We start from the raw sequence: 13,869 nt of genomic DNA, 5'->3' as shown, positions 1-13,869 counted from the left end.
CCCGGTCAACGGCGGGGCACGGCCCGGAGAGCAACCGGGCCGCCAGACCCAAACCGAAAGGGATCTCCCGTGACCACCCTTGACTGCACCGCCGACGCGCCCGCTCCCGTTGCCGACCCCGCATCGGCCGAGCTGTACTCCCGCGCCCAGGTTCTCGCCGCCATCGACGACGGCACGACTCTGGCCGCCGACGAGGCACGCACCCCCCTGCCCGCCGACCGGTTCGCGCTCGCGGTCACCGCCGTCATGACGCTGCTCGACGAGCCGAGCGCGTCGTGGGCCCGGGTGAAGGACCGGCACCTTCAGCCGCCGTCCGAAACAGCCGGTGACCAGGCGCCGCAGTACACCCACAAGAGAGTCTCGAAGGCGGTCAACGACGGCGTCGATCTGGCCGCCGAGCACATGGGCCCCGCCCCCGACCTGGACAACCTCGTCGTGAACGCGGCGCTCACCCTCCTCGACGACCCGGACGCGACCTTCTACACGGTCGTCGCCGAGTGCTACGCGGACAGCCCGCGCGTCGTCCGCTCCTGGCTCTAGCCACCCGAGGGGCGCGCCGCCTCTCGGCGCGCCCCACCCCCACCCGCCCGGAGAGCAACCGGGCACAGCCCCGAAACGAAAGGCACCCCCCAATGATCACCGTGAAGTTCGCCCTCAACGAGGTACTGGCCATCGCCATGCACGCGGCGCGCTCCCCGCGTCACACGCTGCACGCCACCGCCGACCAACGCGAGAGCGGAGAGACCGTCCACGCCGCCTTGTGGTGGGTCCGGGACAGTAGCGGCACCTACCTCACGGGGAACTCCACCCACAAGGGCGCACCGCGCGACGCGTTCGCCGAGGGACACGGACCGGGCGAAGACGACGCCGCAGGCATCCTCGGCGGCGACTCCCGTCTCATCGGCGCGTTCCCGCTGTACGAACCCGAGACCGGCGCCTGCCTGCACTCCGACCTGATCCGGGCCCGGCGCGACGGGCACAACACGCTGACCCTCACGCTGGACGGCGAGAACGTGGAGCTGAACACCTTCGCCGCACCGAAGCCGATCGCCCCGTACGGGCTGTCCACGTACACGCACAGCATCGTGGACTTGGCCGTCGCCAAGGGACTCGTCCTGTCCTGGGAGACCGGAAAGACCACGCACCTGCTGCACTTCGCCGGGCGCGGCCCGCACGGGCCGAAGGGGCGCATCGTCGTCGGGGCCCGCTCGGGCAAGGTGCTCCGCGTCGACTACCGGTTGCTGTCGGACTACGGCGTCGTACAGGCCACGACCGAGGGCGCCCTCGGTGTCCGCGCGTACCTCAACCGCCTGGAGCCGGGGCTGTGCCCGCCCGGCTGCACCGCGCCCGGTGTCACCGCGTGCCTGGACCTCCACGACTTCCAGCAGTAGCCCGACCCCCGCTCCGGCAGGGGGCGACGCAAGCCGCCCCCTGCCGGTCCACTCCCCGGCGAGAGCAACGCCGGAAGACCCGAAGGAACCACCTGATGGCCACTGCCACCGCCCCCGCGACCGCCGCGCCGGCAATCGCCCACCGCGTCGCCGAGCGACTGCCGCACCGCGACGGCAACGCCTGGAAGGTCACCCCGTACGCGGCCTGGTGGACCACCCGCCCTGCCGCGCGCCTCACCCAGGCCGGGCGGCCCGGCGCGCTCATCCTCGCCGAGCACCCCGAGTGCACCGAGATTGCGTGGCAGCTCGACGACCGCGAGCCGTATGAGCCGGACCTCCGCCCCGACCAGACGGCACCGGGGCCCGTGGCCCGCGAGATCCTGCGCCTCGTCCTGCCGCGCCTGGACGACGCCGCCGCCCTCTCCTACGCCGACCGGCCTGCTGAGGCCCGGCGCGCCCGGCTGCGGCACCTGAACCTGATCGGAAGCGCGGTGCGCGCCCATGGCGCGGCGACGGTCAACCGCACCGGTCGCTACCCGACCATCGACCTCGTGCAGTGGAGCAGCCGGGGAGTGCGGTACGCCGTGACCCTCTTCGGCGCGAACCCCGCGTGCGACTTGTCCGTCACCGGGCCGGTCGCCGCCGTCGAACGGGTACTGCCGCTGTTCCTCCCCGAACCCCCTGCCGTGGCGCCTCGGTTCCCGCTGGATGGTGTGCGCACCGCTCTGATCCGTCGAGTGGCCGCGCACCTCGTGCAGTTCATCCCCGTCGACCAACTCGACGAAGGCGAACTCACCTTCGGCGCGGCCACGGGGCCGTTCGGCTACGTCTGCCCGCCCGCCGACCCGACCGCCCGTGTCCGCGACACCACCCCCGTGACCGCTGAGCTGCACGGCGTCGGCATCGACCATCTGGTCCACCTCGCCGCTGTCCTCGCCCCCTGACCCACCCCCACGGTGCGCCCGGCCCACCGACCGGGCGCACCGCTCGAACTGGAGACACGCCCATGCCTGAGAACGCCCTTTCCGACGAGACCCTGCCGTTGCTCATCAGCGCCTACGCCGAGGCGTACGGCCGCGTCGTGCGGCGGCAGACCTGCACCGAGCTGGCCGAGATGCTGCGCAACGACGGACAGCTCCTCGCGGCCAACCTGGTGGAGGACGACCGCGAGTTCCGGGAGTTGTCCCCCTCGTCGACCGCCGGGCGGGAGCGCGCGCGGGGGTTGCGGCGGCTCCTGGACAGCCTCAGCCTCACGATGCTCAGCGAACTTCGGGAGACAGCCGCAGCGTCCGAGGAAGCCGCTTTGCGGCGCGCGGTCGCCCGCCGGATCCGGGCCCTCGTGCCGGGCGACGGTCGCCAGTACGTGACCGCCGTTCTCGCGGCCAGGGACTCGAAGCTGTGCATGGGCCACTCCGACTTCAGCGATCGGGACGTGGAGCTCTACGCGGCAGGGCAGGACGACCCGAACGAGATCGTCGACCTGGACGACGCGCCGCTGTCGGGGGCACTCGGCACGCTCGCCGAGCTGCTGCGCCCGGACGATGGTGCGCAGCTCGTTGTCGATCTGGTCTCGGGCGAAGACGACGGCTGACCGGCGGCCGGGCCGGGTTCGCTGAAGTGCCGAAGGCGCTGCGCCGGCTCCGCCGGGCGTAGCGCCTTGCCCACGGGATCTCGGGACTGCGCGGGGGCGCCCCCTCACATCGAGGGGGCGCCCCCGCGGCTTGGGGCTGCCTGTCCGGGGTGACTGGCCTCACGCTGGACAGCGGTGTTCCCGGCGGGTCGGGACACCACCATCGGGGGCTAGCCGAATAGCTGGGCACCTGTCGTGCGCGTGGGCTGAGGTGCGGAGATAAGCATTCGATGACGCGTGCTGTACTATTTCGGTGTTGGTGGAGAGCAACCGCCAGCAAGACCCGAAGCGAAAGAGACCGCGCACGTGAGCGAGCTGACCGCAGCCCAGCAAAGCGTCATCACCACCGCCCTGTCCTACAAAGCCTCCGGCGCTCCGATCCCCGCCCACCTCATAACCGAACTCGACGAGATCGCCGCGCCGTGGCCCGGCCGCTGGCTCCTCCCCTGGGAAGAGGGCGAGCCGGAACGCGTCGTCGAGCTGTGCGCCGGTCCGGGCGGCTGGGGAGAGGGACTGAAGACGGTCCTGGGCATGACCCGCTTCGACGTCGTCGGCGTCGACATGGACAAGGACGCGTGCGCGACCGCCCGCGCCGCCGGGCACGTCCGCATCTGCGCCGACATCACGCGGCTCGACCCCGAGCACCCGGCACTGCGCTGCACGCGCGGCGTCATCATCAGTCCCCCATGCCCCAGCTTCTCTACGGCAGGAAAGCGCGCCGGGCTGCTGAAGGCCAACCTGGACATCCTCTGCGAGACCATCGCGTTCGTCGGCCAGGCCGCCGGGCTCATCAGTCTCTCCGAACTGAGCTGCGACGAACTGCACGGTGACTTCGACGACGAGTGCCCGCTGTGCGACGGGAACGGCAATGACGTCGGCTTCGCCCCCCGCTCCGGCCACACCTGGAACGAGGTCCGCGCCATGCTCGACGGACTCACCGACGCGCGCATCGGCCTAATGGCCGAGGTCGCCATCTGGCCGCTCGGCCTCCAAGCCGCTGGCGCCCCGATCCAGTGGATGGCCATGGAGCAGTCCAGCAACCTGCCCGAGCGCGTCCTGGACGAACTCTCGACGGAGTTCCTGGGGGCAGAGTGGTTCCGCACATCCTGGGCCGTCGTGGAGTCCGCAGACCTCGGCGTTGCCTCCCGCCGAAAGCGCGTCTTCATGATCGCCGCCCGGCACATGGCCGCCGGTATCGCTGCGCCCTCTCGGCCCCTGACCGTCACGACCATGGCTGAGGCGCTCGGCTGGGCCGAGGGCGAGCGGGTCAACACCCGAGGCAACCGGCCCGTCGATCCCGCCACCGGCCGCGCGAAGGGCGGCAACTGCTTCTCCGCCGACAAGCCGTCCTGGTGCCTCACCGGCAAGTCGCGGACATGGGTCCGGGAGCGGGACGGGCTGCGCCTGACCCCTGCCGAAGCCGGAAAGCTCGTCTCCTTCCGCGCCACCTACCCCTGGCAAGGATCCCGCTCCAGCCAGTTCCAGCAGGCCGGAGACGTGGTCTGCCCCGTCGTCGCCGCGTATGTCCTCGCCCTGCTGCACGGTGTCGCCTGGGAGTCGCAGGTGCTCGACTACCTCACCGGGCTCTACCACTACGAAGACCTGTGGGATGAGTACGACCTGGTGGCCTGACCCTCCGTGCGCTCGGCCCCCCGGCAGGGGCCGAGCCGCGCCCGCTCGGGCAAGCGGGCGCCTGGTCGTGCAGAACGTCGTACGGGCGGCTCCACCCGCACCTCCCCGCCCACCTGGCCGACGGCTCGACGCCAACGCCCGGTACATCCCCCGCGAGTCGTGCCCTGCTCCTTGCGCCGGTCCTACCGCCGTGCGCGGCCCCCAATGACGGGGCGGAGCAGGGTCCATGCTCCGGGCCACAGGCTCGAACCGGGACGGGGAGGGCCTGATGGATCCCACAGCGGCTGAAGATGCGTTGGCGGCGCACGGGTTGCGGCTCGCCATCGAGCTCTACTCACGGAAGCTGGAGCGGGCATCGGCCAGCATCGCCCTGCTTGAGGCTGAACTGGCGGTTGTCGAAGCCGCGATGGAGAGGGGCGCCCCGTCCCACCTGCCAGGCTGATGAGCCTGCGGAGGACGCCTCCGTCGGTCCGTTCCCCGGCAGCGTATCGCTGCGGCGGAACCCCGCCGCGCGTACTCGACGGCGCGGGGATCAGCCGCGAAGGTTGCCCCGCGGGGAACTCATGGCGAAGGTGGAGCAGGTCCTTGTGGGTGTCGGGCGGCCGTTGACGGTCAAGGACATCACCGAGGCTCTCGGGCGACCCGCACGGGGCAAGGAGGGGCGTGGCCCCCTCGCGACGGTTCGCGTGGCATGCAAGCGGCTGGTCAGCAAGGGTCGCGTGGTGGAGGGGCCAGTCGGGTGGTTCGCCGTCGCCCGGGTGGGCCCCGGAGGGGGCTCGCGGGCGTCACCTGGCGATGGTCCGATAGGTCGAGGGGCTCACTGGTCTCGCTGCTGCTCCGCCGCAGAAGACTTCCGGTGACGGCCCCGTCCCTTGCCCATCGCGGGCCGGTCCCACTCGGCCGGACGCTCCTCGGGCGACTGCGGCGGGTACAAGACGGTCCGGGCCGCCGCCAGGTCCGGCACGACGCCCACCGTCACCCACTCGCTGCCGCTCCACTCCTGGATCACCCTTGGCGCGGCCGGCTCGACGTGCGCGCCGCGGTGTGGCCCTGAGGTCAGCGGTACCGCGCGCAGCTTCCCCTTCGACCGGGCCCGGCGCGCCTCACGTCGCCGCGCCCACTCCTCCAACGACTCCTCGTGCATCGCAGCATCGTGGCGCAATGATGGCTCGCGTGCCCGACAGTGGCGGAATTCGACGTGTTGGCTACGCCGCCCGATGCACAGCTCTGATCACGCATCGCATCAAGTCGACCGATTCCTGCCACGTGTGCCCGTTCTCGCAGGTGATGGCGGCCGGGGTGTCCCACGTGCCGCGCACCCGCAGCCGGGAAGAGGTGCACACGCCGTCGTCCCACGGGCGCTGACAGGTCAAGGTGACGGGTGCTGAGGACTCGGGGAGCGGCGGCTCACCCTCTTCGAAGAAGGTGGAGTCTGCGTCGAGCGCGTTGCCGACGAACCCTTCGTAGCGGGCGTCTCCCGGGGCGACGGGGGGCGAGAGGGTGATCTTCCCTACGGTGACCTCGTACTCCTGGTCCGGGCCGCCGGGCGGTGGGGTTATGTCGTACGCAGTCACGGGTGGTGCCTCGCATTTCATGATCGAACGGTCGGCGGAGAAAGCCCCGGGAGCGGCCTCACGCGCGGCATATTACCCAGCCGTTTCCGGCCACTTGACGGGGGCGAGCGCGTGTTGCGGCTGAACGCCGCTGCGCACCGAGTGACACAAGAGTCGTCCGGCGGCCACTGTCCGACCTTCCGACTCCCCGTTCCGGAAGGAAGCCCAGTGACCGTATCCGCGCGCTCTCAGCGCACCGTCGGCTTCGTTGGAGCCGCCGTTCTCGTCATCGTGGGCGCTGTGATCGCATCCATCGCGGTCTTCGGCGGCGGCACCGCTCCCGACTCCAAGCCGCCGCACTCGCCGGTCGCGCGGACGCCCACCGGCGAGCCGACGAGCGGCCCTTCGCCGCAGCCGAGTTGCCCGTTGTACGACCTGGAGTGCCAGGACGGGAGAGAGGACGACAGCCCCAGCGAGGACGCCGCGCAGCCGTCCACGCCTCCTGACGACACGGACGAGACCGCAGGGGATGAGCTTTTCCTCGCGCGCGGTTGACGGCCGAGCAACTTTCCGCGTTCCGCCCCCTCCCGCCTGCCGCGGCTGGCAGACTTCCGCAGGACTGGGAGGGGTGGAAGGCCATGACCGTCATCAGGGTCGTCACGTTCAACACGTTCTTCGGCGGGCACGACGACTTTGGACTCGGCGCCGGGAAACGCTGGGAAGGGCAGGTGGAATTCCTCAAAGGAATGCACCCTGACGTTCTGGCCTTGCAGGAGTGCACCTTCTGGGACCTGCTCGGCAACAGGTGGATGTACGAGACCGCCAACGCTCTCGGAATGGGCTCCGCGTTCCTCGCCTACGCCAACGCGACGACCGGCATGCATCGCTTCCACAGCGTCATCATGCTCAGCAGCCGCGTTCAGGTCGTCGCGCAGGGAGCGGAGCGGGATCGCTATCACCATGTGATGGGTTGGGCCCAGGTGCTCCTACCCGGTGTCGGGGGCCGGTAGAGCTGCGCAATCTCCACCTCGACCCCTTCGACCCGCGCTCTCGGGCACGCGAGGTCGCCCCGCTGGAAGTGCTGGCCGCGCCCGGACGGCGGTCCCTGGTCGTCGGCGACATCAATTCGATCGGGCTCGGGTACCCCGAGCCAGACTGGGATCGCCTTCCGCCCCACCTGCTCAACGGGCATCTTCGCTCTCCAGGCCGCGAGGCGGTATCCGATCGCGAGGCGGTGGAATTGCTCGCCCGCGCCGGCTTCGTAGACGCCAGCGTGCCCGTCCACAAGGAAACGGTCGCGACAGCCGCATTCGGTGAAGGAGATGTGCCCCGACGCCAGGACCTCATCTTGCAGAGCCCTGACATGGCGGCCGCACAGGTCGACTACCAGGTGCACAAGCAGACGGTGGATAGGGAGTTGTCGGACCACGCGGCGGTGAGCGCCGACTACGACCTGCGCCGCCTCGGTCAAGCCGCCTAGCGGCGGTAGCGCTGTACCGCTTCCCAATCACTGCCCAGGTAATGCTGGTTGAAGGCGAGAAAAGCCCAACCCGCCGCCGCGCTCAACAGTGGCCCGCCGGGCGATTGTTCCGATGAGGGCAGCTCAAATCCACCGGCGGTTTCGCTTACCCGTGGGCGGCGCCCCGCCAGTTGGTAAAACAGGACGGACAGGGGTGAGTCGTCGTCGAGGTCGTGGCCGAATTCCACCATCCGGTCCCGGATGACGTCTGCCAAAGACGGTTGGTCCTTCCTGAGGCGTTCGTTGTGCTCCAGCGCTGCAAAGAACTCCTCCGACGGCAAGCCCACAGCCGCCAGCGCGTCCTCGCCCCCCTTGAGCCGCTGGTCGAGCCATTCGATGATGTCCCCGATCAGCACGTCCTCCGGATGCTCGCGAATCGGCCGCGAGTACAGGACCAGGGCGACGGTGGGCAGGGCAAAGGTGAAAACGCCACTGCTGTCGCCCTTGGGCCAGACGGGCTCCAGAAGCGTTGCCGACCGGCGCAGGGCCTCACTCCACCGACGGTTCAACGTCCCGTCCTTCTCCGAGACGTCGAACGCCATCCGCCCCGCCGCCCACCACAGATCCCTCATGTCAGCCATGACCGCCAACTTACGGGGCCCTCCGCCGCGGCGTCAGTGCTTCCTCTGCTTCCGACGGCGGACGCGTAGGGGCCACCGATCGGTGCGCCAGGTCTCCGTTGCCATGGCGCCGAGGCCAGGCAGGTCACCGCGACGCTAAGCCCCCGAAGGCCGGATGGTGCCTGTCACCTACCCCTGCCGGGCGGAGTCGGCCGCCCGATCGCGGCCGCGGCCTGGCCACCGAACGGAGCACCGCATTGCAGCCCGCCGTCCTTCAGGCCATCAGCGCGTGGGAGCAGCACTGGGACGAGACGCAGGCCGCGGCCGTCACCGCGCTCAAGATCGCCTTCCCACACCTTCGCGAGTGCCCGCGCCACGTCGGCTGCGACGACCTCCGCCTGGAGTACGAGGAGACCGGGCTCGGCGCCGGCAGGGTCTGCGTCGACGACGAGGGCCGCGCCAACGTCGAGTTCGACCAGATGCCCAACGCCGTGATCGCGGACGCTGTCGACGAGATCCAGCTCCCGTACCTCGACGACGCCGACGGGCCCCTGTGCGAGGCGCCGCCCGGCACCTACGTCTACGAGTGCGAGGGGACGGCTGCGCAGTACGAGTTCACCCTCGGCACGCTCGGGCACGGCCGCGTCGTCCTGTCCTTCGTCACCATCCCGGACGCCGTGGCTGTCCTCGACGCCCTGCAGCGTGCCTTCGACGAGCACGACGTCAGCGCGGCCCCGCACTGACCGGGCCGCTGCCGGGCGGCGGCCGACGGAGAGCGCGACGTAAGGCCCCGCCTCGGTCCACCCTCCCGTCGCTCGCCCCGCCGCACCCCGCGGCCGCCCCCGCGGCCCGGCGGCCGGGCAGGACGGAGACCGATCGTGGCCCGACGGCGCACCGGCCCCACGGACACAGTCCGCGACCTCGTTTACCAGCGCGATGGCGGGCGCTGCGTGCGCTGCGGCTCCCTGCACCGGCTGACGATCCACCATCGGGTCAACCGCGGCATGGGCGGCGCGCGCGAGGCGTGGATCAACCAGGCGCACAACCTGCTGCTGGCCTGCGAGGTGTGCAACGGCTGGTTCGAGGACCACCCGAAACCGTCGTACGAGGCCGGGTGGAAGGTGCGGCGCCCGCAGCTCCCCGACAAGGTCGAGGTTCGTTACGCCGACGGGCGGGAGTACCGGCTGACCCCGGACGGTGTGCGCACCGCGGTCGTAGGGATGGCCCGGTGAAGAGGGGAACCGCGCGGTTCGTCGACTTCGGCCGGTGGACAGCCGCCACCTGGACCACCACGAAGCCCGGCACCTGGTTCGCGATCGGCTACACCTACGGGCGCAACGAGCGACCGTACGGCGCCTGCGGGCCCGCCGTCACGGTCGGCCGCCATACCTGGGCCGTGTTCCCCTTGTACTCCCGGGCCGCGTACAAGGCGCGGAAGGGCGACCCGTGGGCGAAGGAGAGCGAGGAGTTCCCGCCCCTGCTCCGCCCTCGTCGTGGCCTGCGGCGGCTGCTGTGGTGGCTGTGAAGAGGCTGAGCGGGCTCGGCGTTCTGCGCCGCGGCGCCGTGCCGGGCACGGCGGTTGGCCGGATCGCCTTCACCAGCGCACCGACCGCCCGCGATCCAGATAGGTGTACGGACGTTGATGGGGCGGTGATCGTGTGCGGCCGATTTGGGTTTGCCCTGCTCAGGCGGGGTGCGCGTCGACTGACGTGAGGTTCTGCGACCTCGGCTGTACTATTTAGGCGTCGTTCGGCATGGGGTTGCCCCAGCCTTCGCCGGCGCCCCCCGGGTGCCCGTCCACACGGAGGCCAGCCATGCCCGCTGTGCACCACAACCTCACCGTCCCCGACCACAAGGCGCTGCGCGCGGAGGCCACGAGCCAGGTCAAGGAGGAGTTGGGCATGATCGCCCGCCCCGACGACCGGTTCAAGCGGGCCTGCGAGATCGTGCAGCAGGCCGACCTTGAGATCGCCGCGCACGTCGAGGACCGGAACGACGCGGCGATGTCGCTGTGGTTCTACGACGGCGTCCGCGGCCTGGACGGAGTCCTCGGCGTCACCCACAGCGCCTACAACCAGATGCGGCGCCTTGCCCTGCGCGGCGACAGGAATCTGCCGATCAACGAGGGTGGCGACCTCGGCCTGAAGATGAGCGCCGAAGAGCGCGCTGCGGCGGCAGAGGCGGCCGGTGTGCCGCGCGTGGAACGCGACGACGCCGCCGACCGGCTGCCGGCCCTCGCCGCCATCGTGTCCGTCGCCACCGCCCGCCGGAAGGCCGCCATGCCGTTCCTGCGGGAGGCTGCGCTCACGCTCACCGAGGACCCGTACGACTGGTCCACGGAGCGCATCGCCGAGCTGGGGAACACCACCGCGAAGTACGTGCGGGACGTGAAGAACGAGGCGGCCAGGCGTCGCCAGCGCTGATCCGCGCCCCCCTTTTCCAGCCCGGCCCCGCAGCGTCACCGGGGCCGGGTTTTCAGTCTCCGGTGACCCGGGGCCTGAAAATCCGGCGCCGGTGTAACCGGCTCCCGGTGGTCCGGGTCTCGGTCAACCGGGTCCCGGCAGATCAGGCGCCTTTAGTAAGAACATCAAGCAAGACCATCAAGTAGTTACGGTGCCTTCGCTTCGCTCAGGCACCGTCGGCATCCGGAGGTCAGCAACCAGCCCCTTCGACGAGACCAGTTCCGCGGCGTACTCCAAGCGGACGGCACCGCTGTCACAGAATCGGCAGAGGCGACGTTCCCTCCAGCATGACGACCATGCCCGACACCGTCCCCCTGGCCCGCCACTACTACGAGACCCGCCGCGAGGTCCTCGCCGCCGGCGGCGCACAGCTCACGCCCTGGTACCGGCTTGCTCCCGAGGAGCGGGCCGTCGCCGTCACAGAGGCCGTGATCATTCAGGAAGCGGTGCGCCGCGCGACCGAGGAACACGCGGTGCTCGTGACCGTCCTGGGCAACCGCCTGCCCACCGCCGACGAGGTACCGACACCCGGATGACCGCCGGTCCGCGGCACACGGGAAGCCCGATACGCCCTCTGGGACTCGCCCGAGCCACGCACTAGGGTCCCGGCATGATGGTGACAATCAAGGCGGAGTGGCAGCCCGGCGGCCAAGGCGTGCAGTGCGAACTGGTCCTCGAAGACCCACAGCGGGGCACGGTCACGCTCCCGGCCACCCTCGTCATCGACAGGGACGACTTCGAGACCCCGCAAATGCTCGTGAAGGGCCCTTTGAAGCTCACGGCCCAGGCCCCGGGGCTGGCGGGTGTCACCCTGTACAACGACCCGGCATAGTGGTAGCCCCGGCGGCGCGCCACCGATCGCAGCAGGGGGCGTTGGACCGGGTGTAACAGGATCGACGATCCCGACGTACTACTGAGTGCTGAGGCCCGCGCGATCACCCCCCCCGGTCGCGCGGGCCTTGAGCCAGACTTCCGGCGCGCAGCGCGCAGGGGCGCGAACGAGTCACAGCGCGCCGGAATTCCGCGGTCTGGCCGGGACGTCAGGGCATGGGCACCCGGCCAGACCGCGACACAAACCCGGGCCGAGCGGCACCGTCCGCTTCATGTCCCGCACGCAGCCTGAGCAGCCGACACGCACGCGCGTGGCTCCCTCGGCGTCCACGCTGCAGCAGGCGAGGTCCGGCGTCGTTTCCCGAGACGCCGCCAACGTTGCCGACATCCTCCTGCGCCTGCCGCCCACCGAGCGCCGCAACGCCTTCAAGCACCGCCTCACCGCCCGCGAGCGGGCCGTCGTCATGACGGAGGTCGAGCGCGCGACGGGCTCTCTGTACGGCCTCTGGCGGGACTCGCCGTCCGGGTTCGTCGAGGACGTCCTCGGCGAGAGCCTGTGGTCCAAGCAGCGCGCCGTCCTCGACGCGATCGTCGATCACAAGAGAGTCGCGGTCCCGGCAGGGTTCGGTGTCGGCAAGACCCACCTCGCCGCGCGCGCTGCCGTGTGGTTCACCAACGTGTACCCGGTCGGCACCGCCTTGGCCATTACCACGGCGACGCGCTTCCGGCAGGTCCAGCGGCAGCTCTGGCCGCACATCCGCAAGGTCGTCCCGCGCGCCGGCCTTCCGGGGTACTGCGACACCGTCCAGTACAAGATGCCCGACCCGTACGGCCAGGACGTCGTGGTCGCCTACGGATTCTCCGCGCCCGCCAACGACGAGGCCGCGATGCAGGGCATCCACATGCCCCATCTGCTGCTCATCGTCGACGAAGCGGGCGGTATCGCCCCGATGATCGGCCACGGCACCAACAACCTGCTCACCGGCGGGCATGCGGCGATGCTCGCCATCGGCAACCCGGCGATGGACGACCCGGCGAGCTGGTTCGAGGAACTGTGCCTCGAGGGCGACGACCCGAGCGAGCCGACCACCGTCACCATCCCGATCTCCTCGCTCGACTCCCCGGCGATCACCGGCGAACGCGCCCCGTACTGCACCGACTGCCCCGAAGGCGTCGGCCGGCACTCCCTCGCCGACCACATGCCCGACCAGGACTGGGTGGACCGCACCATCCGTTCCTACGGCGAAGACCACCCGTACGTGATCGCCAAGGTGTACGCCCGGTTCCCCAAGGGCGGTGGCGGCATCGTCATCCCGCCGAGCTGGGTCGAGGCCGCCACATCGCACGAGGACCCCACCGGCGATGGCTGGCACCGGCTCTGCGACCTCGGCCTGGAAGGCGAGACCGCGCAGCACACCGTCCGGGAAGGCGCCTGGATCCGCCTCGGCGTGGATGTGGCCGCGGACGGCGGCGACGAGTTCACCGTCTACCGCTGTGTCGGTGAAGCCATCGAGTTCCGGCACGCCTCCGCCGGCGCAGCGAACGACAACCAGGTGTCCGTCGCCGAAGTGGTCCTCGACGAGATCCATGCCGCGCAGCGCCTTGCCGATGCACTGAACTCGCCCCATCCCGTACGCGTCAAGGTCGACCAGAACGGCATCGGCCACGGCGTCGTGTCCATGCTGGAACGGTGGGCGGAGACCGGCCGACACCGCGCGCAGATCGTCGGCGTCATGGTCTCGGAGTCCCCGAGCCAGGATGACCCCGGCGCCGTGATGAGGCCGTGGCGCAAGAGGGACGAGATGTGGTTGGCGACCCGGAGCCTCCTCCAGCCGGATCCGTCCTCCGGCCGGGGTCGGCTGCGCCTTCACGTCGACAAGAAGGCCGCCGCCCAGCTCTCCACCCCGCGACTGCTCTCGACGACCAGCGGCTACACCCAGATCGAGCCGAAGAAAGCCATGAAGGCGCGCGGCATGAAGTCGCCGGACCGGGCCGAAGCCGTTCTCCTAGCGGTGTACGAGCCGGAACCCCTGCACAAGCCGCGCCGCCGCGGCCTCCTCAACTGAAAGGCACCTGCGCCGTGAGCAGCTTCGAAAGCACGAGCGACTATCCGAGACGCCTGGATCCCACGATGGACCGGGCGTCCGCCGCGGTGGTTCTGCGATGCGAGCCACGGCAGGTCGGGCCGTGCGTGCGCTGCCGCGGTCTCACCGTCCGGTACGGCCACCAGGCCCAGCCCGTCTGCCCAGCTTGTAGGGCGGAGGAGAAGCCCGTAGGGCGTTAGCCGTACA

The 13,869-nt window shown here is 70.6% G+C and carries 19 protein-coding genes; 16 read left to right on the top strand and 3 right to left on the bottom strand.

Going from position 1 to position 13,869, the window contains the following annotated elements; all coding sequences use genetic code 11:
* Window positions 1–69: 69 nt before the first annotated feature.
* The 6 genes from ACQEVS_RS10195 to ACQEVS_RS10170 all read left to right on the top strand — a co-directional run bounded on the left by ACQEVS_RS10195 (window position 70) and on the right by ACQEVS_RS10170 (window position 5,095).
* Window positions 70–540 carry a hypothetical protein gene (locus ACQEVS_RS10195; RefSeq protein WP_433018289.1) on the top strand — a complete coding sequence of 157 codons (471 nt, stop codon included), beginning with the start codon at window positions 70–72 and terminating at the stop codon, window positions 538–540.
* Window positions 541–632: 92 nt separating this feature from the next.
* Window positions 633–1,391, top strand: a complete 759-nt coding sequence (locus ACQEVS_RS10190) for a hypothetical protein (RefSeq protein WP_433018286.1) — start codon at window positions 633–635, stop codon at window positions 1,389–1,391.
* A 95-nt stretch (window positions 1,392–1,486) separates the two neighbouring features.
* The gene (locus ACQEVS_RS10185) at window positions 1,487–2,335 is read left to right on the top strand and encodes a hypothetical protein (protein ID WP_433018283.1); all 849 of its coding nucleotides are present in this window, start codon (window positions 1,487–1,489) and stop codon (window positions 2,333–2,335) included.
* Between the two features lie 62 nt (window positions 2,336–2,397).
* Complete coding sequence (locus tag ACQEVS_RS10180; RefSeq protein WP_433018280.1) at window positions 2,398–2,982, top strand: hypothetical protein; 585 nt, start codon at window positions 2,398–2,400, stop codon at window positions 2,980–2,982.
* Between the two features lie 345 nt (window positions 2,983–3,327).
* Complete coding sequence (locus tag ACQEVS_RS10175) at window positions 3,328–4,653, top strand: DNA cytosine methyltransferase (RefSeq protein ID WP_433018277.1); 1,326 nt, start codon at window positions 3,328–3,330, stop codon at window positions 4,651–4,653.
* 268 nt (window positions 4,654–4,921) lie between these two features.
* The gene (locus ACQEVS_RS10170; RefSeq protein ID WP_433018274.1) at window positions 4,922–5,095 is read left to right on the top strand and encodes a hypothetical protein; all 174 of its coding nucleotides are present in this window, start codon (window positions 4,922–4,924) and stop codon (window positions 5,093–5,095) included.
* A gap of 375 nt (window positions 5,096–5,470) precedes the next feature.
* Here the strand turns inward: ACQEVS_RS10170 and ACQEVS_RS10165 are convergent, their stop codons facing one another.
* Both ACQEVS_RS10165 and ACQEVS_RS10160 read right to left on the bottom strand, forming a co-directional pair.
* Window positions 5,471–5,797: a DUF6087 family protein gene (locus tag ACQEVS_RS10165; RefSeq protein ID WP_433018271.1), complete on the bottom strand. Its 327-nt coding sequence runs from the start codon at window positions 5,795–5,797 to the stop codon at window positions 5,471–5,473.
* A gap of 61 nt (window positions 5,798–5,858) precedes the next feature.
* On the bottom strand, window positions 5,859–6,227 hold the full coding sequence (locus ACQEVS_RS10160) for a hypothetical protein (RefSeq protein WP_433018268.1): 369 nt from the start codon (window positions 6,225–6,227) through the stop codon (window positions 5,859–5,861).
* 207 nt (window positions 6,228–6,434) lie between these two features.
* On the opposite strand from ACQEVS_RS10160, the gene ACQEVS_RS10155 reads away from it, so the two are divergent.
* The 3 genes from ACQEVS_RS10155 to ACQEVS_RS10145 all read left to right on the top strand — a co-directional run bounded on the left by ACQEVS_RS10155 (window position 6,435) and on the right by ACQEVS_RS10145 (window position 7,686).
* Window positions 6,435–6,761: a hypothetical protein gene (locus tag ACQEVS_RS10155; RefSeq protein WP_433018265.1), complete on the top strand. Its 327-nt coding sequence runs from the start codon at window positions 6,435–6,437 to the stop codon at window positions 6,759–6,761.
* Window positions 6,762–6,844: 83 nt separating this feature from the next.
* Window positions 6,845–7,216 carry a hypothetical protein gene (locus ACQEVS_RS10150; protein WP_433018262.1) on the top strand — a complete coding sequence of 124 codons (372 nt, stop codon included), beginning with the start codon at window positions 6,845–6,847 and terminating at the stop codon, window positions 7,214–7,216.
* A 68-nt stretch (window positions 7,217–7,284) separates the two neighbouring features.
* Window positions 7,285–7,686 (top strand): hypothetical protein, encoded by a 402-nt coding sequence (locus tag ACQEVS_RS10145; RefSeq protein ID WP_433018259.1) that lies wholly within the window; start codon window positions 7,285–7,287, stop codon window positions 7,684–7,686.
* Here ACQEVS_RS10145 and ACQEVS_RS10140 read toward each other — a convergent pair.
* Window positions 7,683–8,306 (bottom strand): hypothetical protein, encoded by a 624-nt coding sequence (locus tag ACQEVS_RS10140; protein ID WP_433018256.1) that lies wholly within the window; start codon window positions 8,304–8,306, stop codon window positions 7,683–7,685. The genes ACQEVS_RS10145 and ACQEVS_RS10140 overlap by 4 nt on opposite strands.
* A 236-nt stretch (window positions 8,307–8,542) precedes the next feature.
* Between ACQEVS_RS10140 and ACQEVS_RS10135 the strand changes: the two genes are divergently transcribed.
* From ACQEVS_RS10135 to ACQEVS_RS10105, 7 genes are all read left to right on the top strand, one after another.
* The gene (locus ACQEVS_RS10135; protein ID WP_433018253.1) at window positions 8,543–9,028 is read left to right on the top strand and encodes a hypothetical protein; all 486 of its coding nucleotides are present in this window, start codon (window positions 8,543–8,545) and stop codon (window positions 9,026–9,028) included.
* A gap of 135 nt (window positions 9,029–9,163) precedes the next feature.
* Entirely contained in the window at window positions 9,164–9,517 is a 354-nt protein-coding gene (locus ACQEVS_RS10130; protein ID WP_433018250.1) for an HNH endonuclease, read from the top strand.
* Window positions 9,514–9,810: a hypothetical protein gene (locus ACQEVS_RS10125; protein ID WP_433018247.1), complete on the top strand. Its 297-nt coding sequence runs from the start codon at window positions 9,514–9,516 to the stop codon at window positions 9,808–9,810. Before ACQEVS_RS10130 ends, ACQEVS_RS10125 begins: the two co-directional genes overlap by 4 nt.
* Window positions 9,811–10,099: 289 nt before the next feature.
* On the top strand, window positions 10,100–10,708 hold the full coding sequence (locus ACQEVS_RS10120; RefSeq protein WP_433018244.1) for a hypothetical protein: 609 nt from the start codon (window positions 10,100–10,102) through the stop codon (window positions 10,706–10,708).
* Between the two features lie 335 nt (window positions 10,709–11,043).
* On the top strand, window positions 11,044–11,283 hold the full coding sequence (locus ACQEVS_RS10115) for a hypothetical protein (RefSeq protein WP_433018241.1): 240 nt from the start codon (window positions 11,044–11,046) through the stop codon (window positions 11,281–11,283).
* A gap of 74 nt (window positions 11,284–11,357) precedes the next feature.
* Window positions 11,358–11,579, top strand: a complete 222-nt coding sequence (locus tag ACQEVS_RS10110) for a hypothetical protein (RefSeq protein WP_433018238.1) — start codon at window positions 11,358–11,360, stop codon at window positions 11,577–11,579.
* 271 nt (window positions 11,580–11,850) lie between these two features.
* On the top strand, window positions 11,851–13,644 hold the full coding sequence (locus tag ACQEVS_RS10105; RefSeq protein ID WP_433018235.1) for a hypothetical protein: 1,794 nt from the start codon (window positions 11,851–11,853) through the stop codon (window positions 13,642–13,644).
* Window positions 13,645–13,869 lie beyond the last annotated feature (225 nt).

The organism is Streptomyces sp. CA-181903 (assembly GCF_050937075.1).
Taxonomy (GTDB): Bacteria; Actinomycetota; Actinomycetes; order Streptomycetales; family Streptomycetaceae; genus Streptomyces.
The sequence above is the reverse complement of the archived record's forward strand: the minus strand, read 5'-3'. Positions and strand labels throughout refer to the sequence as shown.